The organism is Mycobacterium sp. RTGN5 (assembly GCF_033804465.1).
GTDB lineage: Bacteria > Actinomycetota > Actinomycetes > Mycobacteriales > Mycobacteriaceae > Mycobacterium.
The window spans coordinates 14627-34842 of record NZ_JAPZLA010000007.1 but is presented as its reverse complement, the minus strand read 5'-3'; the positions used below and the strand labels follow the sequence as shown (position 1 = coordinate 34842).

At 66.2% G+C, this 20216-nt stretch carries 20 protein-coding genes; 10 read left to right on the top strand and 10 right to left on the bottom strand.

Translation table 11 applies throughout. The features are described from left to right. Window positions 1–233 precede the first annotated feature (233 nt). Window positions 234–1550 carry a cytochrome P450 gene (locus tag SLQ31_RS25785; RefSeq protein ID WP_319436986.1) on the top strand — a complete coding sequence of 439 codons (1317 nt, stop codon included), beginning with the start codon at window positions 234–236 and terminating at the stop codon, window positions 1548–1550. Between the two features lie 4 nt (window positions 1551–1554). On the opposite strand, the gene SLQ31_RS25780 is transcribed toward SLQ31_RS25785, so the two are convergent. From SLQ31_RS25780 to SLQ31_RS25765, 4 genes are read right to left on the bottom strand one after another with little or no spacing between them, the layout of a single operon-like run. Next, the gene (locus SLQ31_RS25780; protein ID WP_319436985.1) at window positions 1555–3015 is read right to left on the bottom strand and encodes an NAD(P)/FAD-dependent oxidoreductase; all 1461 of its coding nucleotides are present in this window, start codon (window positions 3013–3015) and stop codon (window positions 1555–1557) included. A 31-nt stretch (window positions 3016–3046) separates the two neighbouring features. Continuing rightward, a complete protein-coding gene (locus SLQ31_RS25775) occupies window positions 3047–3475 on the bottom strand; it encodes a VOC family protein (protein ID WP_319436984.1) in 429 nt (142 codons plus the stop codon). A gap of 9 nt (window positions 3476–3484) precedes the next feature. Next, window positions 3485–4354 (bottom strand): DUF427 domain-containing protein, encoded by an 870-nt coding sequence (locus tag SLQ31_RS25770; RefSeq protein ID WP_319436983.1) that lies wholly within the window; start codon window positions 4352–4354, stop codon window positions 3485–3487. A gap of 1 nt (window position 4355) precedes the next feature. After that, window positions 4356–5237 (bottom strand): alpha/beta hydrolase, encoded by an 882-nt coding sequence (locus tag SLQ31_RS25765; RefSeq protein WP_319436982.1) that lies wholly within the window; start codon window positions 5235–5237, stop codon window positions 4356–4358. Window positions 5238–5393: 156 nt separating this feature from the next. Here SLQ31_RS25765 and SLQ31_RS25760 point away from each other — a divergent pair, with 156 nt between their 5' ends. Beyond that, window positions 5394–6119 (top strand): SDR family oxidoreductase, encoded by a 726-nt coding sequence (locus SLQ31_RS25760; RefSeq protein WP_319436981.1) that lies wholly within the window; start codon window positions 5394–5396, stop codon window positions 6117–6119. A gap of 10 nt (window positions 6120–6129) precedes the next feature. Here SLQ31_RS25760 and SLQ31_RS25755 read toward each other — a convergent pair whose 3' ends face one another. Further along, window positions 6130–6948: an alpha/beta hydrolase gene (locus tag SLQ31_RS25755; RefSeq protein ID WP_319436980.1), complete on the bottom strand. Its 819-nt coding sequence runs from the start codon at window positions 6946–6948 to the stop codon at window positions 6130–6132. A 181-nt stretch (window positions 6949–7129) separates the two neighbouring features. Between SLQ31_RS25755 and SLQ31_RS25750 the strand changes: the two genes are divergently transcribed. Beyond that, window positions 7130–9214, top strand: coding sequence for an alpha/beta hydrolase (locus tag SLQ31_RS25750; protein ID WP_319436979.1), 2085 nt, complete (start codon window positions 7130–7132; stop codon window positions 9212–9214). A gap of 12 nt (window positions 9215–9226) precedes the next feature. Here SLQ31_RS25750 and SLQ31_RS25745 read toward each other — a convergent pair whose 3' ends face one another. Together SLQ31_RS25745 and SLQ31_RS25740 are read right to left on the bottom strand one after the other, a co-directional pair. Beyond that, window positions 9227–10444 (bottom strand): MFS transporter, encoded by a 1218-nt coding sequence (locus tag SLQ31_RS25745; protein WP_319436978.1) that lies wholly within the window; start codon window positions 10442–10444, stop codon window positions 9227–9229. Window positions 10445–10448: 4 nt separating this feature from the next. Then, on the bottom strand, window positions 10449–11201 hold the full coding sequence (locus SLQ31_RS25740; protein WP_319436977.1) for a GAP family protein: 753 nt from the start codon (window positions 11199–11201) through the stop codon (window positions 10449–10451). 157 nt (window positions 11202–11358) lie between these two features. Between SLQ31_RS25740 and SLQ31_RS25735 the strand changes: the two genes are divergently transcribed. Continuing rightward, on the top strand, window positions 11359–12084 hold the full coding sequence (locus tag SLQ31_RS25735) for a carbonic anhydrase (protein WP_319436976.1): 726 nt from the start codon (window positions 11359–11361) through the stop codon (window positions 12082–12084). On the opposite strand, the gene SLQ31_RS25730 is transcribed toward SLQ31_RS25735, so the two are convergent. Continuing rightward, complete coding sequence (locus SLQ31_RS25730; RefSeq protein WP_319436975.1) at window positions 12081–13103, bottom strand: TIGR03617 family F420-dependent LLM class oxidoreductase; 1023 nt, start codon at window positions 13101–13103, stop codon at window positions 12081–12083. The two genes, SLQ31_RS25735 and SLQ31_RS25730, sit on opposite strands and share 4 nt — an antisense overlap. A gap of 53 nt (window positions 13104–13156) precedes the next feature. Next, window positions 13157–13465 (bottom strand): hypothetical protein, encoded by a 309-nt coding sequence (locus tag SLQ31_RS25725; protein WP_319436974.1) that lies wholly within the window; start codon window positions 13463–13465, stop codon window positions 13157–13159. 7 nt (window positions 13466–13472) lie between these two features. On the opposite strand from SLQ31_RS25725, the gene SLQ31_RS25720 reads away from it, so the two are divergent. The 3 genes from SLQ31_RS25720 to SLQ31_RS25710 are packed head-to-tail and all read left to right on the top strand — an operon-like array spanning window position 13473 to window position 16111. Then, window positions 13473–14795, top strand: a complete 1323-nt coding sequence (locus tag SLQ31_RS25720) for an alkaline phosphatase family protein (RefSeq protein ID WP_319436973.1) — start codon at window positions 13473–13475, stop codon at window positions 14793–14795. Between the two features lie 36 nt (window positions 14796–14831). Continuing rightward, complete coding sequence (locus SLQ31_RS25715) at window positions 14832–15689, top strand: SDR family oxidoreductase (protein ID WP_319436972.1); 858 nt, start codon at window positions 14832–14834, stop codon at window positions 15687–15689. Further along, window positions 15686–16111: a protease inhibitor I42 family protein gene (locus tag SLQ31_RS25710; protein ID WP_319436971.1), complete on the top strand. Its 426-nt coding sequence runs from the start codon at window positions 15686–15688 to the stop codon at window positions 16109–16111. Before SLQ31_RS25715 ends, SLQ31_RS25710 begins: the two co-directional genes overlap by 4 nt. A gap of 7 nt (window positions 16112–16118) precedes the next feature. On the opposite strand, the gene SLQ31_RS25705 is transcribed toward SLQ31_RS25710, so the two are convergent. Beyond that, entirely contained in the window at window positions 16119–17858 is a 1740-nt protein-coding gene (locus SLQ31_RS25705) for an acyl-CoA dehydrogenase family protein (protein ID WP_319437293.1), read from the bottom strand. A 155-nt stretch (window positions 17859–18013) separates the two neighbouring features. Here SLQ31_RS25705 and SLQ31_RS25700 point away from each other — a divergent pair, with 155 nt between their 5' ends. From SLQ31_RS25700 to SLQ31_RS25690, 3 genes are read left to right on the top strand one after another with little or no spacing between them, the layout of a single operon-like run. Next, window positions 18014–18574 carry a hypothetical protein gene (locus SLQ31_RS25700; protein ID WP_413643014.1) on the top strand — a complete coding sequence of 187 codons (561 nt, stop codon included), beginning with the start codon at window positions 18014–18016 and terminating at the stop codon, window positions 18572–18574. A 10-nt stretch (window positions 18575–18584) separates the two neighbouring features. Further along, window positions 18585–19517 carry an LLM class F420-dependent oxidoreductase gene (locus tag SLQ31_RS25695; RefSeq protein WP_319436970.1) on the top strand — a complete coding sequence of 311 codons (933 nt, stop codon included), beginning with the start codon at window positions 18585–18587 and terminating at the stop codon, window positions 19515–19517. A gap of 48 nt (window positions 19518–19565) precedes the next feature. Next, window positions 19566–20216, top strand: coding sequence for a hypothetical protein (locus SLQ31_RS25690; protein ID WP_319436969.1), 651 nt, complete (start codon window positions 19566–19568; stop codon window positions 20214–20216).

Sequence of the window (20216 nt, the reverse complement as noted above, 5' to 3'; positions counted from 1 at the left end):
GATGAATCCTCCTGATAGTTACGTCTTTGGATCTGAGCGAACCAGGCTCAAGACTGCCCCCGCTGATGCGTGGTTGTCAAGCCAGAGTTGAGTCGGGCTCACTCAAGTTGTCAGGACGGTCAACGGCGGTGATTCCGGATTTGTTCCCGACCCCGTTCCAACCGCATCGTTGACGGCTATACCGCCCGCTCCACTGCTAGCGTCGTGCTCACTGACCGACAGGGGCCGAGCTCATGAGATCAGGCATCAGAGAGCGTTCGCATTGGCTGATGGGGTACGGCATCCCCCGCGCCACGCTGAAATTGCTCGCACGCACGGGCGATCCGTTTGCCCAGTTGGTCATCGACAGCAGACACCCCGAGAACGCCAACCGGCTCATTGAGCAGATACGTCAGCGGGGGCGCATCTCACCGGTCCTCGGCGGAAGCGGGTGGGCCACCGCCGATGCCCAGATCGTGCGTGAGGTGTTTCGTGACGGCAGGTTCCGGACCGTCAAGCAGCGGGACCGGTCGCCGTTCCGGGCTATCCAGTGGATCGTCGCCAAAACCGATCCACAGGTCATGAATCCTGTCGAACCGCCATCGATCCTCGTCCTCGATCCACCCGAGCATTCCCGCTTGCGGCGCCTGGTGTCGCGGGCATTCAAGCCGCGGGCGATCGACGACCTTCACGATCGCATCCAGGAAATCACCGACGAGGCACTCAATGGTCTTGACGGGCAAGGCGACTGCGATCTGGTCGCCGATTTCGCCATGAGAATTCCGATCGCGGTGATCGCCGAGATGCTCGGGGTTCCGCACAGCGAGCTTGAGCACCTCTACCGGTTCGCGGATCCTGGCACCAAACTGATCAGCAGCACCTCGCCGTCCTGGCGCGACTTTCGGACCGCAGCCGAGGCGTTGGACGAGTTCGAGGACTACCTCGGCATGCATATCGAGCGGCTCCGCCGAAGCGACACGGACGACAGCATCCTGTCGATGGTGTTGGAGGACGGTGATCTGACCGACATGGAGATCAAGATGTTCGCGGGTCTGCTGCTGGGTGCCGGGTTCATCACCACCGCCCACGCATTCGGCAACGCGGTCGTAGCCCTCGTCCGTCATCCCGAGCAGCTGGCTCGTCTGCAGGCAGATCCTGAGGGCTGGCCCAACGCGGTTGAGGAAGTGCTGCGCTACGACTCGGTCCTGCAGATGACCGTCAGGGTTGCCACCGAACCACTGCGCATCGACGGCCACCTGATCAAGAAGGGTGAGGCGATTTTTCTTCTCGCCGGTGGCGCGAACCGCGATCCAGGCCTTTTCGATCGGCCCGACGACTTCGTCGCCTCGCGCAGCAACGCCCGCGAACATCTCGGCTTCGGCAACGGGATTCACGTATGTCTTGGCGCAGCGCTGGCGCGCATGGAACTCCAGATCGGTCTCCGCGCCCTGTTCGACCGATTCCCCGAGCTGACCCTCGCCGGCACACCGACGCTCAACAACAGCACGCTGCTGCACGGAGTGAAACATCTTCCCGTCAGCCTGGGGCCGGCCCGAGTGAGCACCAGCTGATCGCCTAGTCGGCGCGGGTGTCGCGGAACTTCTCCAGTAGGCGCAACCACACTTCGCTGATCGTGGGGAAGCACGGAACGGAGTGCCACAACCGATCGATCGGAACCTGCGCGGCGACGGCGATCGTCGCGGAATGCAGCAGCTCGGAGACGCCCGGGCCGACGAATGTCACTCCGAGCAGATAATCCCGGTCGAGATCGACCACCATGCGGGCCCGGCCGGCGTAGCCGTCGGCGTACAGCTTGGCGCCCATCACCACCTCGCCGATCTCGATGTCGACAACCTGGATCCGATGCCCGGCCTGTTCGGCTTGCGCGGCGGTGATCCCGACGGCTGCCGCCTCCGGGTCGGTGAAGAACACCTGCGGCACCGCATGGTGGTCGGCAGTGGTTGCGTGCGCACCCCATGGCCTTTCGTCCACGGGCGCTCCGGCGGCGCGGGTCCCGATCACCGCGCCGGCGATCCGCGCCTGGTACTTGCCCTCATGAGTCAGCAGCGCCCGGTGATTCGCATCGCCTGCGGCGTACAGCCACCCCTCCTCGATGTCGCGCACCCGGCAGGTGTCGTCGACGTCCAGCCAGCTGCCCGGGGTCAGGCCGACGGAGTCCAAGCCGATGTCGTCGGTCAGCGGCCTGCGACCGGTGGCGAACAGAACCTCGTCGACCTCGATGCTGTCGCCGTCATCGAGGACCAGGGTCACCGGTCCGGCGCCGCCCGGCCTGCGCAGCGTGGCGACTTCGACGCCGACCCGCACGTCCACACCGGCCTCGGCGAGTCCGCGGCCGACAAGCTCGCCGACAAAGGGCTCCATTCGCGGCAGCAGGCCCGAGCCGCGCACGAGCATGGTGACCGACGAGCCGAGGCCGTGCCATGCCGTCGCCAGCTCCACCGCCACCCCTCCCCCGCCGACCACCGCGAGCCGGCCGGGCACCGCGCTGCTGTCGGTGCCCTCGCGGTTGGTCCACGGAAGTGCCTCGGCGATGCCGGGGATGACGGGCAGAACGGCGCCACTGCCGATGCAGATCGCCACCGCATGGCGGGCGGTGAGCGTCACCGCCTCACCGTCGGCTCTGGCGACGGCGACCCGGCGCGGTCCGGCCAGCCTGCCGTGGCCCCGCACCAACTCGGCACCGATTCCCGTCACATACGCATCGGCCTGTCCGGTGTCGTCCCAATCGGTCACGTAGCGGTTGCGGCGGCCGAAAACCCCTGCAGGATCGATGGATCCACTGACCGCAGCGCGAGCACCGTCTACCCGACGGGCATCCGACACCGCGAGCACCGGGCGCAGCAAGGCCTTACTCGGCACACACCCCCAGTACGAACACTCCCCTCCGACCAGTTCCCGTTCGACGACCGCCACCGAGAGCCCGGCAGAGCGAGCGCGCGCGGCCAACGTCTGGCCGACCGGGCCTGCCCCGATCACGATCACGTCCAACTCGCGTCCGTCCGATTGCATACTCATTCGCTCCGATTCATTTGGTACGTCATGGTTTTCAATGGTGGTGACCGCGTTCCTGTAAGACCCACTCGTTGCCGTCCGGGTCCCGAAAGTCGGCGAAGCTGGCGTAGTCGGCACGGCGTGGGTCGACGCCGGGGCTGAACCCGCCGCGCCATCCACCATCGGTGCGCTTGTGCCGGATCTCACTGACGGCAACGCCGCGATCGATCAATTCCGTTCGGGCCGCTTCGATGTCGACTACCACCAGATACAGGCCGCGAACAGAGCCGTGCGGCGCGTCGGTCAGCCCGACGCCGAATTGGATTGAGGCGGTGGCGCCTTCGGGTGTCAACTGAACGACCCGGAATTCGGGTGCAGGTGCATAGTCGACGTCGAGGCCGAAGCCGACCTGGTCACGGTAGAACCGCAGCGACTCGTCCGGGCTGGCTACGGGCAGTATGACGACTTCGAACTGCGCCTTCACCCCATCCCCCTAAGCCGGTGTTGTGCGCAGGATTTCATCAGGATCGAGCCCGCGGTCGACGCCGTGCGGAAGGACGTTCTGCCCGGGCTCGAGATGCAGTTGTTTGCCGTCCAGGTAGACGTCGATCTTGTCGGGCTCGAAGGACACCAGGTTGCGCACCCGTCCAACCTCGGGCCAGGCGTCGGGGTACGACCACGCAGCACGCCCGCGGTCGCCGACGGTGTAGTAGCTCGCCAGGCCTTTGTACGGGCAGAACGTCTGTCCGTCAGCGGGTTCCAGTGCGGATTCGGTCACGTCGTCGCGCGAGACATACCAGCGCGGCGCAAAACCCGACTCGTACAAGACAACAGGGCTTCGGGTGTCGGCAATCACGCGATCACCGTCGCGCACGACGAGGTGGCGGGACGTCGAGCGGATGTCGATGCGATGGTAGGCGTCGGCTGCGTGCCCGACGATACGTTCGTCCTCTTCATAGAAGGCATCCATCGCGCGCCAGGCGAAGGCCACCCGGCCCGCGAGGACGCTGGCATAGTCCGGCAGCGCGGTGTGCTCCCATGCCGCATTGCGGGCCTCGCGCTCACCCGACCCGACGGTGAACCACCGCATATCGCCCAGTTCACCGTGCTGGGTGACCCGATCGATGGGATCGAGCACGCCGGGCTGGATATCACCCTGCGGGAAGTAGGCCACCGGATACCGGCCCGGTTCGTGAAGCAGCAGCACATCTTCGCTGTCGGCAATCCACTGGTCGCCGAACTGCACCCGCATGCGTCTGCGCAGCGGCTCGGCGAACAACACATGCTCGGGCATGGGTTGCGGGGTGAGGAAGTGACCCACCGACCCTGCGCCCAATGGCCCTTGCTGCCAAGCCAATCCCATATCAGACGCCTCCGCTGGTGGGTAAGTGTCGGTCGAGCAAACCCCGCATCAGCCCGGCCACCTCCTCCAGTGCCGACTCCAGCAGGAAATGCCCACCGTCGAGAAGGTGGATCTCGGAGTCGGGTAAATCGTCGGCAAACGCCTGCGCACCTGCCGGGCCGAAGATCTCGTCGCCGCGGCCCCACACCGCGAGCAAGGGCACCCCGCTCGCACGGAAGTAGTCATGCAGCCGCGGGTACAAGGGTGAATTCGTCGCATAGTCGCCGAACAGTTTGAGCTGTACCAGGTCATTGCCGGGCCGCGAGATCAGTGCGTAATCGTGATACCAGGATTCCGGGTCGACCAGTGTCTCGTCAGGTACACCGGTGACGTATTGCCATCGTGTGGCGTCCAGAGTGAAGAACTGCCTCACCGCCGCCTCGGTCTCGGCCGTTTGTGCGGCGTGGTAGTCCCACAACGTCTTCCAGAAGCTCTCCACGAAGCCCGCGTCGTAGCCGTTACCGCTCTGCGTGACGATCGCCGTGATCGCGTCCGGCCGGTCCAGCGCCAAGCGCCAGCCGATCGGCGCGCCGTAGTCCTGCACATACATCGCGTAACGATCGACACCGAGGGTGCGCAACAGGCCCGCGGTCAACGTGCTCAATGCGTCGAATGTGTAGTCGAAATCGTCAACGGGTGGTGCGTCTGAGAGTCCGAAGCCCAGATGGTCGGGAGCGATCACGTGATAGCGGTCGGCCAGAGTGGGGATCAAGTGACGGAACATGTACGAACTGGACGGAAACCCGTGCAACAGAACGACCGCAGGCGCCTGTGGGTCCCCTGCTTCACGGAAGAACAGCCGATGTCCGTCGACAACGGCATACCGATGATGAACAGCCGCCATGAGCAATTCCTCCTGAGCTGTTTTGGGTTGTATATCCCATTATGCATCGATATCGCCATCCGATCCAGACGTTGACCCTGTGGTCGGGCTGTGCATATTCTGGGTTGTTCATCCCAGTATCGCGATGACGCCGGGCAGCCACCTAAGATCCCAGGAGTGACTTCAGTGGGTAACCTGTTGCAACACAAGACAGTTGTCGTGGTCGGTCGGGGCAGTGGGATTGCGCGCGCAATCACACTGCGGGCGCGATCAGAAGGCGCACGGGTCGTGGTGGCAGGCCGCGACAGGGACAAGCTTGCCGGCACCTACTCCGATCCGGATATCAGCGCCGAGACGGTCGATGTCACCGACGACGCATCGATCGCCGCCCTGGCAGAGCGAGTCGGCCCCGTTGATCATGTGGTGTCGACGGCGTCTGCGCGCGCCAGAGGAAAGCTCGTCGACCTGCAGCGCACGGATCTGCAGCTGTCGTTCGATACCAAGGTGATCGGGCCAACCATGTTGGCCAAATACTTTGCCCCGCATATGAATCCGGGCGGATCGTTTGCGTTGTTCTCCGGCGTCAACGCGTTCAAGGTCAACGTCGGCTACCTGGGGGTGGCGATCACCAACGGCGCCGTCGACTTCCTCACCCGCTCGCTGGCAGTCGAATTGGCGCCGTTACGGGTGAACTCGATCTCACCAGGTGTCATCGATACCGGGGCCTGGGACTCGCTCGGTGACGAGGGAAAGCGCGACTATTTCGACCACGTCAGTGCCAGTAATCCCGCCCGCCGGATCGGAACACCCGAGGACGTCGCTGATGCAGTGTTGTTCGCGATGACCAACACCTTCATGACCGGTGTGACGTTGAAGATCGACGGCGGCGAACCGCTGACCTGAGGGCCTCCGGTCAGGACTCGATGAACGCCAGCAGGTCGGGGTTGAGGACGTCCGCGTGCGTGGTCAGCATGCCGTGTGGGTAGCCGGGGTAGGTCTTCAACGAACCGTTCGTGAGTAGGTCGACGGCGCGGGGCACGGAGCTGGCAAACGGGACGATCTGATCGTCGTCGCCGTGCATCACCAGAACGGGAACGGTGATGTTCCGCAGGTCCTCGCTGTAGTCCTCCAGCCAGGAGAACACCGTCTCGTAGTGGGCCTGGGCGCTGCCGGCCATGCCCTGCCGCCACCAGTTCGCGATGACCGCCTCGGACGGCTCGGCACCCGGGCGATTGAAGCCGTAGAACGGACCCTCCGGCACCGCCCGGTAGAACTCCGCCCGGTTACCCAACACACCCGCCTGAACCGAGTCGAAGAATTCCTGCGGCTGACCGCCGGGGTTGGACTCGCTGCGCACCATGTTCGGTGTCAGTGAGGCGACCAGCACCGCCTTGGCGACCCGATCCTGGTAGCGAGCGACGTAGCGGGCGACTTCGCCGCCGCCGGTGGAGTGCCCGATATGCACGGCGTCGCGCAAGTCGAGATGCTCGGTCAGCGCGGCGAGGTCGGCCACCCAGTGCCCCATACCGTTGCCGGTGCCGACCTGATCGGAGCGGCCGTGTCCGCGCCGGTCGTGGGCGATCACCCGGTAGCCCTTCTGGAGGAAGAACGTCATCTGGGCGTCCCAGTCGTCGGCCGTCAGTGGCCAGCCGTGGCTGAAGACGATGGGCTGGCCGGAACCCCAGTCCTTGTAGAAGATCTCGACGCCGTCCGATGTGGTGACGGTGGGCATTACGGGCTCCCTCGCGGCGTGTGGTGCGGGCTCCCACCCGCGGATGAAAAGCAGTAAACGCCCGATGACCGGGAATCGCAGCCCAAACGTGGGTGTCATTTTTTGACGGAACCGTCAGAGTTGGGCGCGACTTGGACGAACTGCCAGACACACCGGGGCAGGTCAGGCTACCTATAGACGAATGGGTGCAGCGGCGTATGTGGGTCGGGTCGGTGGTTTGGCGGTAGCGCTGGGGATCGGGGTGGCGATCGCCTCCGGAGCCGGAGAGGCCACGGCCGCGCCGTCCAACTCATCGGATTCCTCTTCTTCCTCGTCCGGGGCCCATCACGCCGCCGCGGCGCGCCCGTCCTCGGCCGCCCGCTCCACGACCGATACCGCCACGGCGAGCAAGGCCACGCGGGCGGCATCGGTTCGAGCCGTGGCCCGCGACGGCGCGACGGGGTCGGTCACCAAAGCGCGCACCACGGAGGACAATCCGGCGGCACCGGTCGATAACCCGGTGACGCTGGCGCTGGCCGCGGCAACACGGCGGGAGTCGGTGGCCACGACCCAGCGCACCCTCACTGCGGCCGCGGCTCCGGTCACCGCCGCCGCCGATCCCGCCATTCCGACCGGCGTCGTCGCGATCCCGCAGACACCACCCCTGGCCTTCCTGCAGCACATCCCCGTACTCGGGCCGCTCCTGTTCACCCCGGTCGTGGCGTTCATCCACCAGATCCCGGTCTTCGGCGACATCCTGCATCCGCTGCTCGGTTACCCCGTGCAACCCGGCGCATCGCCGAACGCCGCGCAGCCGCGCGACGTCAAGATCGTGTCGTTCGACGGCCACCAGATTTACGTCCACTTCATGCCTGCCACCGGACTGCAGAACGGCGTCCCGGCCCCGACCATCCTGGACGGGCCCGGACTGGGAATGCCCGGTATGACCAGCATCGACGGCAGCTTCCTGGACGGCGTGCTCACCAACGCGCTTGGCATGCCCAGCATCCTGGCCCTGCGCAATGCCGGCTACAACGTGGTGACGTGGGACCCGCGCGGTGAATACAGCTCGGGTGGCACCCTGCAGATCGACTCACCGGACTACGAGGCACGCGACATGTCGGCGATCATCAGCTGGCTCGCCACCCAGCCGGAGGTCGCGCTCGACGGCGATCCCGCCGACCTCGATCCCAAAATCGGCATGGTGGGCGCGTCCTACGGCGGTGGCATCCAATTGGTCACCGCCGCAATCGATCACCGCGTCGACGCGATCGTGCCCACCATCGCGTGGAACAGCCTGAACACCGCGCTGTACAAGTCCCAGTCGTTCAAGAGCGGCTGGGGAACGATCCTCGCCGGCGTATTGGTGGCCACACTGGCCCGCGTGAACCCGAAGGTCATTCCCGCCACCATCTACGGCGACCTGACCGGAATGCTGACGCAGGCAGACCAGGACCTGCTGGGTGAGCGCGGCCCCGACTACCTACTGAGCCAGATCACCACTCCCACACTGCTGATCGAAGGCACCGTCGACACCCTGTTCACCCTGGCCGAAGCCAACGCCAATGCGCAGGTGCTGATGGGTAACGTCCCGACCAAGGTGCTGTGGTTCTGCGGCGGGCACGGCGTGTGCACCAACGATCTGTTCAACACCGGCGGCACGCTGATCGAGAAGCGCACCCTCGAGTGGCTCGACCGGTACGTCAAGGGCGACACCTCGGTGTCGACCGGCCCGCAGTTCGAGTGGGTTGACCAACGGGGCCAACATCTTTCGTCGGCGTCCTACGACCTCACGCCCGCCACCCCGGTCGTCGCAACCAGCACCAAAACCCGGGTGCTGCACCTGGTGCCCTTCCTCGGAGCCGGCGGCCTGCTCGGGGTGCTGCCCATCGGGTCGTCGCCGGCGATCAATTCGCTGAACCTCACGACGCCGGCCGTCACGACGACCACCTACGTCGTCGGCGCCCCGCACCTCACCTTCACGTATTCAGGCACCGGCAGCGGGAACCACCTCTACGCCCAGCTCGTCGACGACTCCACCGGCCAGGTACTGGGCAACCAGGTCACGCCGATCCTGGTGACGCTGGACGGCACCGAGCAGATCGCAAGCATCGACCTGGAGATGGTCGCGCAGACGCTCAAGCCCGGCCAGAAGGTGACCGTGCAGTTGTTCGGGTCGTCAGCCTCGTACCGAGCAGTCGGGGCGCTGGGTCAGGTCACCGTGACGAACATGGAACTCACACTGCCGACGGTGGATCCCGCGACCGTAACGATCGACGCGGCGTAGATTTACAGCGACCTACAGCTGCGGGTTTCCCTTGCGCGCGTAGACCCGGGCCAGCGCCAACTGTGCGACGGCGAAGACCCCCAACATGCCGCCCACGATCCCGAACGCGCCGTAGACGCTGGCGCCCGACGAAAATGCCCCGCCCACAGCACTATTGACGCCCACTGAGACAGCCGTCCGGCCGAACTCCGACGCGGCCGTGACACCGCCGGCGTGTTCGAGCGGAGTCAGTTCCTGTCGCCACCGGGTCAGCACCAGTCGGGCACACACATTGCTGACACCGAACAGGAACACCGCAACGACCATGATGGGCAGGTTCACCGGTATCCAGCCCACCGCGAGCACCAGCGTTCCCACCGCGCCGCCGACCACCCAGCCGATTCCCGTTTTCTTGTGCCGCGTCATCGCGTACAGCAGTGCACCGGCCACCCCGCCGAGCGCGAACGCCGACCCGATGTGACCGACCGCGGCGGGATGGTGAAGCAGCCCCTTGGCGAAGAACGCACTGAGGATCTTGCGTAGTTCGTAGAGATGGAACACCATCAGCCCGACCACAACGAGCAGCAGATACGGATGGGCGAGAACGTATTTCAGGCCCGCCCACGATCCGCCGTGGGCCTTGGTGTCGGCCGCGGCCGCCGCCGCCGTCGTTTTCGGGATCAGCAGATAGCACGCCGCCGAGACGGCGAAGCCGATCGGGATCACGATATGCGGGACGATGCCGTCCGCCCACACCATGAGACCGCCGAGCATCAACGGCCCGGCCACCGCGCCTACCTCGAACGCCACTTCGTAGCGAGAGTTGATCCGGTCCAGCAGATCTCGACGATGGCCGACCAAGTCGAGGGGAACGGTGTGCACGGCGGTGTCCACATATCCGCGGACCAGCGCCTCGAGCGTGTAGCACCCCATCACCACGGGCAGGGTGGCGAACCCGAACGCCATGGCGAGCGGAATGCCGGCGAGCACGACACCCCGCAGAAGCGTCGAGAACACCAGGACCAGCCGGGCGCCCCACCGATCGGTCGGCCAACCGCCCAGAAAGGTGCCGAGCATGTGGACCCCGGTGCCGAAGGCGGCGAAGAACGCGGCACTGCCCAACGATCCGGACAGGTCGGCGACCAGGAGCGGCTGCGCCAGATGCACGGCGCTGTTGACGATCTGGGTCAGCAGCACACCGCTGAGCAACCCGCCCAGACGGACCGAATCGGTGTCGGTCGGGTGGCTCACGCGGTCAGCGTCCCGGCATATGGTCGAACGCATTGTGGGCCACGAAGGCGGCGGCAGCCAGGAGGAGCACCGCGACGATCCAGCGCCCATGCACCTTCATGATGCGCTCGTAGCCGTCCTTGATTTTTCCGGCGGCCCCCGGTCGCACAATCTCGATGACCGTCGGCGCCAGCGCGGGAATGACGGCGATCACCGCGAACACCACAGCGCCGAGCGTGCGTTCGCCACGAGCACCGATCTCCAGAATCTGATGACCGGCGGCAATGGCGATCGGGAAGACCTTCGGGTGCAGCCCACACACGGTGAAGCCGGCCAATCCGGCTCGGGTAATCCGTTGGCGCGCTGGCAGATCGGCTTTGGGATCCAGCCCGGGGAAGCGTTCGACGAGCCGGGTCCGCAACTTGCTCGGCGGGCGCTCGGGTTTGGACACGTCGGCGATCGGTTTGTGCCGGATGGCGCCGAGCGCTCGTCTGACCCCGATTGCCAGCAGCGCGGCGGCGATCAGCAGTCGTACGACGAAGCCGGGCCAGGACGCGTGGTGAGCACTCGACGCGTCAGGGTCGCCGGTCAGGGCCGCGATGCCCACACCGATGCCGGTGGCGAACGCGATGCCGGCGATCGCGCCCGCGGCGAAGGCGAACGTCGCCTGCCGCGGCACCACCTTGTCGCTGGCGACGACGAGTCCCAGGACCAGCGTCTCGGGACTGAACAGCAACGCGAGCGCCAGGGTCGCGATAACGGCGATGTGTGTGCTCACAGGCGCCGCCGGGCGGGCCGTCGGTGAACGCCTCTGCGCATGGCCCGCAGGTTACTCCCGCCGACTGCGGAGAGCTCATTGGCACGACCAACGCAATCCTCGGTTGTTCGCGACCTGCGCCTGCTTGGATCAGTCATCTGCCGATGATCGGAGTCCCGTGACCGAGCACCCGCCCCGTGAGACCACCCGGTGGTCCCGCCGCGCCGCCATGGCTGCGCTTCCTGCCTTGGCTCTGACCGCCGCGGCGTGCAGCTCAGCCGAGCCGAGCCGTTCGGTCGACGAGGTCCGCCACGACGCCGGGCCCCCGCCCAAGGCGGCGACACCTGACCAGGCGATCGACGTGTTGATGCAGGGCAATGCCCGGTTCGCCTCCCATCAGCCGCAGATTCGTGACACCGCGGATATCGAGGTTCTGTGGACGGAGATCGTCAACGGCCAAGAGCCGTTCGCGATCGTCCTCGGATGCGCCGACAGCCGGCTGGCGCCGGAGCTCATCTTCGACCAGTTCGTCGGCGACATCTTCGTGGTTCGCGAAGCCGGCAACATCGCCGTATCGCCGACCAACCTGGGTAGCCTCGAGTACGGGCATGCGGTCTTGAAAGCGAAAGCCTTGCTGGTACTGGGTCATTCGTCATGCGGGGCGGTCAAGGCCGCGTACGAGAACCAGTCCCCCGGTGCGAACATCCAGGCAATCGTCGACGCCATCAAGCCCGGCATCGCCGGCGCGCGAGACGAGAGCGACGCAATCGCCCGCAATGTCAGTTCGGCGATCGCCCACGTGCGCAGCGCCAGCACGCTGCTCAATGACGCCGAGAAATCGGGTGCGTTCAAGATCGTCGGGGCTGTCTACGACATCAGGGCCGCCACCGTGCGCCTTCTCTAGCGGGTGCCCTGGGTGAGCTGGCGTGCCACCTCGCCGTAGCGCTCGAAACGCTCGTCGTCACCGAGCGCGTTGTACAGCACGATGCGGCTGGCCGTTTCCTGGTATTTCTCCGCCAGCGCGGCGGCCAGCCCGTCCCAGGTCGATTCGGTGGCGAACGTGGCGATGTGGTCGTCGGTGATCTGAGCAGCCATCCCTGGCAGGTCGCCGGCCTTCTGCTTCTCCCGGATGCGCGCCGTGGTGCCCTCGAAGCCCGCCTCGTCCCAGATGAACGCGTAGTTGGGCGTGCTGCCGTAAAAGCTCATGGAAAACCTCAACCGCTCACGCTCGGCCGCGCGTTCCTCGTCAGTGTCGCCGGCGATCGTCATCACCGGCACGATCAGCGCGATATCGGCCGGCGACCGCCCCGACTTCGCCGCTCCCTCAGCCACTTTCGGCACCACATGACGTGCGATATAGCCTGGCTCGCCGATCGGATGGACGTGGACGCCGTCGGCCACCTCACCGGCCATCCGCAGCATCCACGGGTTCACCGCGGCGATGTCGACCTTGGGATCGGGTGCATCGATGGGGCCGGCGCTCCACTGCGGGGTGATGAAGTCGAGGTTGTAGAACTCGCCGTGGTGATCGAGCGTGCCGGTACGAAATGCGGAGAAGCAGGCCTTGACGGCCAGCACGTAGTCCCGCAGCCGCGGACCAGGGCGTTCGAACGGCACGCCGTAGCGCCGCGTCACGTGGGTGCGCACCTGGGTGCCGAGTCCGAGCCGGAAATGTCCGTCGGTCGCCTCCTGAAGTTCCCACGCGGTGGCCGCCGTGATGAACGGGCTGCGCGGAAATGCAACGGCGACACCGGTCGACAGCTCGAGGCCCGGGGCGGCCTGCCCGGCCACCGCGGCGTTGAGGTAAGGAGTTCGGCCGGTCTCGGTGAACAACATTCCCGAGAATCCGGCGGCCCGCGTGCGCTGAGCCAGACCGCCGATCTGTCCGAGCGGAAGGGCGGTGGTCATGACGTCGACGTCCACCGAACGAATCGTAGCGGGCATGTGGAAACGCCATCCGTGGGCTCGTCACCGTTCTAGTCTGTGAGACAGCTGTGCAATAACTGGAAACAGATCGGGGACGACGACGTGACGACGATCAAGCAGGTATGTCTGGGAGTTGCGATCACCGGCGCGCTCGCCGGCGCCGGTTCGGCGGTCGCGACCGCCGTAGCCTCCGCCGATACGGGTTCCCCGAATTCACCGGGTCCAGCCAAGGCGTCGAGTTCGCCGGCATCGCCGTCGTCGTCGTCATCGACCGCCCGGTCGCGCAAGCCGGCGCCGAAGGCCGGTCGCACCCCGACGGCCGCGGCATCGATAGCCAAACCGACAACAAGCCGAACCATCAAACCGATGAGACTCGCAGCGGCAACGCCCCTTTCGGCGCCGATTCCCGCGACCGGCAACGCGCGTGCCGGCAGCGCCAGCACCACGGTCATCTCCGTCACCAACGACGTCGCCGACCCGACCAACGTCCATGTGCTGGTGATCGGCGTCGACGGCACCAACCTGCGCCGAATCCTGGCCGGCGAGAACCCGAATTTCGACGCGTTGATGGGCGACAGTGTCACCGGGGTCGCCAGCATCGTCGGCCACACCACGATCTCCAACCCGTCCTGGACGGCCATCCTGACCGGGGCATGGGACAACCAGACCGGCGTCATCAACAACATCTTCACGCCTGGCACCTATATGAAGTGGCCGACGGTGTTCAACCAGCTCGAGTACTTCAACTCCGAGATCGACACGATGGCGATCGCCGACTGGGATGTCATCACCGATATCGCCCAGGCCGGGCAGTACCCCGTCGACACGTACTCGCTCGTCCCGCAGGTCCCCGGCGACGCCAACTGGTCACTGACCGACGCCGAGGTCACCACGCAGACGGTCGCGGCGATCGAAAGCGGCGATCCGCCGAACTTTCTGTTCTCCTACCTGGTGCAGGTCGACGAGGCCGGACACCAATACGGCGGCGCGTCACCGCAATACGAGGCGGCCATCAACCGGACCGACACCAACATCGGCGCCATCATGGAGGCGGTCAACAACTCCGGGGAGAACTGGACGGTCATCGTCGTCACCGACCACGGCCACCAGCCGCAGCTGGGCTTCGGGCACGGATTCCAGTCTCCCGATGAGACCTCGACGTGGGTCATCGCCAACGGCGCCGGCTTCGACCCCGGCCGGGTAAACCTGGCGTATTCGATCGTCGACGTCACGCCCACCGTCTTGTCCTTGTTCGGCGCACCGCCGCCTGCGGGCTCCAAAGGCGTTTCCCTGACCACCCTCGGAAACAGCGATGTGCTTCCGGTGGACCTGGACCAGGCGCTCAACGACGCCATCGCGCGCAACGGCTGGCCCGACATCCAGACCAATGTGGCGCTGAGCGTGCGCACCATCTTCGCCAGCATCCCGTACTTCCTGAACGGCGGCATCGACAGCATCGTCGCCGCGTTGCAGGGGGTCGCCAACGACAACATCTTCCTGATCAGCCAGCTGGCCGCGGTCTCCGCGGTGGTGGTGCAGGTCCTCGGCGACGTCGGGGTCACGGCCACCTCGGTGCTGGCCGAACTGATCGCCTGGATGACCGGAGTGGACATCTTCCCGCAAGGCCATCCGCTGCCCCCGCCGACGGCGGCGACGAAGCCTTCGGTGCCGTCCGTGCTGGTGGCCTGACACCTCGCACGACATCGGTAGGCCATAATCGCTCCGATGGGTATCTACGCCGTCACCGGCTCGGCATCGGGCATGGGCAAGGCCGTCGCGGCGCGGCTGCGGGCCAACGGCCACACCGTGATCGGGGTCGACATCCAGCCGGCCGATGTGGTGGCCGACCTCGCGACACCCGCCGGTCGCCGAGCCGCGGCCGACGCCGTGCGGAGCATCTGCGGCGGGCGACTGGACGGCGCGGTACTGGCGGCCGGGCTCGGGCCGACGCCGGGGCGTGACCAGCCGGCGCTGATCACTGCGGTCAACTACTTCGGTGTCGTGGAGCTGCTGCAGGCGTGGCGGCCCGCCCTGGCCGCCGGCGAGCGCGCGAAAGTTGTGGTGTTCTCCAGCAATTCGACCACGACCATACCGGTCATCCCAGGGCGTGCCATCCGTGCGCTGCTGGCCGGCGACGGGGAGAAGGCGGTGCGGACGTTAAAGCTGTTCGGCCGTGGCGCATCGTCGATGGCTTACGGAGCGTCGAAGGTCGCGGTGAGCCGGTGGGTTCGGCGCCACGCGGTGACCCGCGAGTGGGCGGGGGCAGGCATCCGTCTCAACGCCATCGCCCCGGGTGCGATCCTGACCCCGCTGCTGGAAAAGCAGCTGTCCACTCCGGCGGAGGCCAAGGCCATCGACTCGTTCCCGGTGCCGATCGGCGGTTTCGGCGACGCCGGGAAACTGGCCGACTGGGTGGTGTTCATGCTGTCCGACGCGGCTGATTTCCTCTGTGGCAGCGTCATTTTCGTCGACGGTGGGTCCGATGCGTACTTCCGGGCCGACGACTGGCCGGGTTCAGTGCCGGCCCGGCGGCTGGTGCCCTACCTGCGCCGGTTCAAGCGATTCAAGAAGTTCTCGCCATGATCCGGCTGATCGCGCTGCTGGCGCTCGCGCTGACATTGGCCGGGTGCGGCGACATCAAGAAGCCGCCGGGAACCACCACCATCGACGTGTCCTACGACGATCTGCTGAACAAGAAGCAGATCCGCCTCAACGTCTCGCTCGGCGTCGGTGACACGTTGCGGGTCAACCTGGCGGCCAACCCATCCACCGGCTACCAGTGGGACGCGCAGGCCCAGATCAGCGATGAGGGCGTGATCGCGCAGCGCGACCACTACGACTCCGGGCCCTCCGGCGTCCATCTGCCGGGTGCCCCTGGTACGGCAACCTGGACCTTCCAGGCCTTGGCGGCCGGGAGTACCACCGTATCCACCAGCTATGGCCAGCTGTGGCCGGGCGGCACCAAGAACGCGTGGTCGTTCACCGCCGCGGTGACGGTCCGCTGATCGCGGCTCAGGGACGCATCGCGTATGCGCCGTCGTAGGCCCGCACCTGCTGCCACATTCGATCGAAGCGGTCGGTGTCGGTCACCGGTTTACGCACTGCGGATAGCGCCCACTCCTGTTGCGCCGGAGTTGAACTCGCCTTTCCGTGCAGGGCCACCGCGTAGCCGGAGAAGTCCCTGACCGCAATGTCGAAGATCTGGTCGACCACATCGTGGTCGAGTCCGCGCAATTCGGCCTGTTCGAGGATCAACTGACCGTAGACCACCAGGGTGAACAGGTGACCGACCACAAGCATGAAGTCGAGGTCGCGCTGCTGATCGGCGTCGGGTGCCGCGGTGGACAGAAGCGCCTGAAGGGCGCGCACCTGTTCGGTGAAGCGGGCGACATTCGGTATGCCCGAGGCCTTCTCGAAGACCGGAACCCAATCGGCGAACTGCACCTTCGACGCCCCCTTGGCGGGGCCCTGCCCCCAGAAGAACACGTCGTCGGCCGGGTCGTCGCGGGTGCCGACCTGCGGGTAGGAGCCCGGGTTGAATAGGAAATTGGGCATGAACTTCAGGATCTGCGCCACGTTGACGTGCACGGTCCCCTCCAGTCGGGGCAGGGCGCCAATCAGATCTTTGACTTCGGCGAAGTAGGTGGTGCGTTCGAAGCCCTTGGCGGCCAGCACATCCCACAGCAATCTCACCACCGTCTCGCCCTCCGAGGTCACCTTGGCCTTGGTTACCGGATTGAACAGCAGGTAGCGGCGATCGTCGAGGCTCGCGCTGCGGAAGTAGTCGATCGCGCGGTCGCTGAACAGTTTCATCGCGATCAGCCGGGCATAGGCGTCGACGAAACTGGCCCGCACATGCGGGAAATCGGTGACCGGATTGCCGTACAGGATGCGGTTGTTGGCATGGGTTATCGACTCGTAGAAGGCGTGCTCGCACATCCCGATCGAGGCGGTGCACAGGTTGAACTTGCCGACGTTCACCGTGTTGAGCGCCGCCGAGAAGGCCTCGGGCCCGGTGCACAGGATATCCTCCTCGTGAACCGGATAGTCCTGCAGCGCAAAGTTACTCACATACATCTGGCCGTGTACGACGTTGCCGATCAGTTGGTAGGCGGGGTGCGTACTGTCGGCGACGAACCAGACGTAACCGTCGGGGCCGTCGATGTCGGCCCGGCGGGAAAACACCGACACCATGCCCGCCACGTTGCCGTTGCCGATGTAGTACTTCTGGCCCGTCGCACGAAAGACAACGCCTTCGTCGTCGCCCTCGGTGGGCGTCAGGATCATGTCCGTGTTGTAGATGTCGGCACCGTGTTCACGTTCGGAGAGCGCAAAGGCCATCACTCCGCCCGCTTCGAGCTGCTCGGCGGCGCGTTGCTTGGCCTTGATGTTGTCGCTCTGCCAGATCGGGCCGAGCCCGAGGATGGTGACCTGCTCGGCGTACCAGTACGAGAGCCCGTAGAAGCCGAGGATCTCACTGAGCGCGGCATTTCGGGAGGTGTCCCACCGCTTGTTGTCGTCGCCGAGACCGAATTCCGACGGGGTCAGAAACGTCGCGAAGATCCGCTCCCGCTTGATGAAATCCAGGAAGTCCGACACCCACACCGCGTCCAGATCGTCTTGCAACAGCCGGGTCTTGCCGCGCTCCTCGAACCAGTCGATCAGTGCCCGCAGCTGGCGCCGCGTGCCGGGGTCAAACTGTCCTGGGTCATAGGTGTTCGGATTGAACAACAGCCCACCGGTGCTCGCCATGGCGTGCCCTCCCGTCATCGAGGCGTCGAATCTAACGCGATCGTCGTCACCGAATCCACCGTTCGAGCGATGCCCGTCGGCCTCGACCCCGCGAGTCACTCAAGTCACTTCCGTCACTACTGCGTACCCTGACATCCGACGGCAGGAGTTCTTCAGTGCGGATATCCAACGGCATGCGAGCCGCTGTGGCGGTGGTATGGCTGACGACCGCCGTAGCCGCCGCCGGGTGCAGCACCACCACCGACGGTGCGGCAAGGTGCCCCGGCTGCGGGCCCGGCGGTGAGCCGAGCTTTCCGACCAGCAGGCCGACCGTCGCACCGCCGACGTCGGCCAGCCCGACGCCCACCCCGACCCAGTCGCCGCCGTTCGGCGGCGGCCAGACGCTGGCACCCAGCGACAGCGGCTACGTCTACATCGAAACCAAGTCGGGCCTGACCCGCTGCCAGATCAACGCACAGACGGTCGGCTGCGAATCGGACTTCACCAATCCGCCCGTCGTCAACGGCGAGCCGGCCAACGGTATCGAGTTGACCGCCGGCGGCAGTGTGCGCTGGATCGCCGGCAATCTCGGCGACATCCCCACCACCCCGCTCGACTACGCGATCTATCACGCGGTCGGCTGGACCATCGATGCCAGCTCCGATGGAACCCGGTTCACCAACGACGGCACCAGCCACGGAATGTTCATCAGTACCGAAGGGGTCAAGGTTTTCTAAGCTGGACGGCATGGACTTCCGTGTCTTCGTCGAACCCCAGCAGGGCGCCAGCTACGCCGACCAGCTCGCGGTGGCTCAGGCCGCCGAATCCCTGGGCTACTCCGCGTTTTTCCGCTCCGACCACTATGTCGCGATGAGCGGTGACGGGCTGCCCGGGCCCACCGACTCCTGGGTGACCCTGGCCGGCATCGCCCGCGAGACGTCCACGATCCGGCTCGGCACGCTGGTGACCTCCGCGACATTCCGCTATCCGGGACCGTTGGCGATCTCGGTCGCTCAGGTGGACGCGATGAGTTCGGGCCGGGTCGACTTCGGGATCGGCGCGGGCTGGTTCGACGAAGAACACCTGGCCTACGCGATCCCGTTCCCTCCGCTGGGTGACCGATTCGACCGGCTGCACGAGCAGCTCGACATCATCACCGGACTGTGGACCACTCCGTCGGGCCAGACGTTCGATTACGACGGCATGTACTACACCGTCAAGGACTCCCCCGCGCTGCCCAAGCCGGTGCAGGATCCGCATCCGCCGATCATCATCGGCGGCAGCGGCGCCAAGCGCACCCCGGCGCTGGCCGCGCAGTTCGCCGCGGAATACAACCTTGCGTTCCCAAAGCTCGACTTCGTCGAACCCCAGTACGGCAGGGTGCGCGCCGCCCTGCAGGCGGCCGGCCGCGCGCCCGACGACTTCGTCTACTCGGCCGCATTCGTGGTTTGCGCCGGGCGCAACGACGCCGAGATCAGCCGCCGGGCGCAGGCGATATCGCGGGAGGTCGACGAGCTGCGGGGCAACACCCCGCTGGTCGGCACACCGGCCGAAATCGTCGACCAGCTAGGGCCTTTCATCGAAGCGGGCGTGCAGCGGGTGTACCTCCAGCTGCTGGATATGTCCGACCTCGACCACGTGGAATTGTTCGCCACCGAGGTGGTGCCCCAACTCGCCTGATTGCGGAAAGCTGCGTCTGGCCTGGCAAGCCAATTAGCATTGGTAGCTATGCGCAAGGGGGACCCTGCAGGGGATATCGACGAGGCAGTAACGCCCGTCGCCTACGGGGATCCGTTCGGCCCCTATCCGGAACAGCCGTATCCAGGATCGGTCCCGTCGGCGGAGGCGCAGGCACCTGCGACCGACACGACCACTGCCCGCGGTGACGACCCGGACCCACCGACCGACCCGGCCCTGCCCGCGATCGCCGTCGACGAAGGTTTCGACCCGTTCGCGCCCGACGCGTTCTGGTTCCCGGAGCGGCCCTGGTACCGCAAGAAGCAGGCAAGCCTCGCGGTGGGCGCCATCGGCGTGGCGGTGGTGGCGATCGTGGTGGCGGCGGTGCTGCTGGTATCGCTCGACTCCGGTGATTCCGGGCGCTCCGACAACTCCCCCTCGGCGACAGTGCCCAGCGAGCCCACCACCACGGGCCTGACCAGCTCAGAAGCGCCCGAACCACCGCCACCGCCACCACCTCCGCCACCCCCGGAATCCCCGCCCTCGGCGGAGACGCAGGGCACCTGGCGGCCGCAGTACCCGCAGTACCCGCAGAACGGCGGCGACCGGCCCCACGCGACCACGCCGCAGACCCGGCCACCGCAGATCAGCGTCCGTCCCACCCATCGCCCGGCATTCCCCAACCAGTCCGGCGGCGGCTGA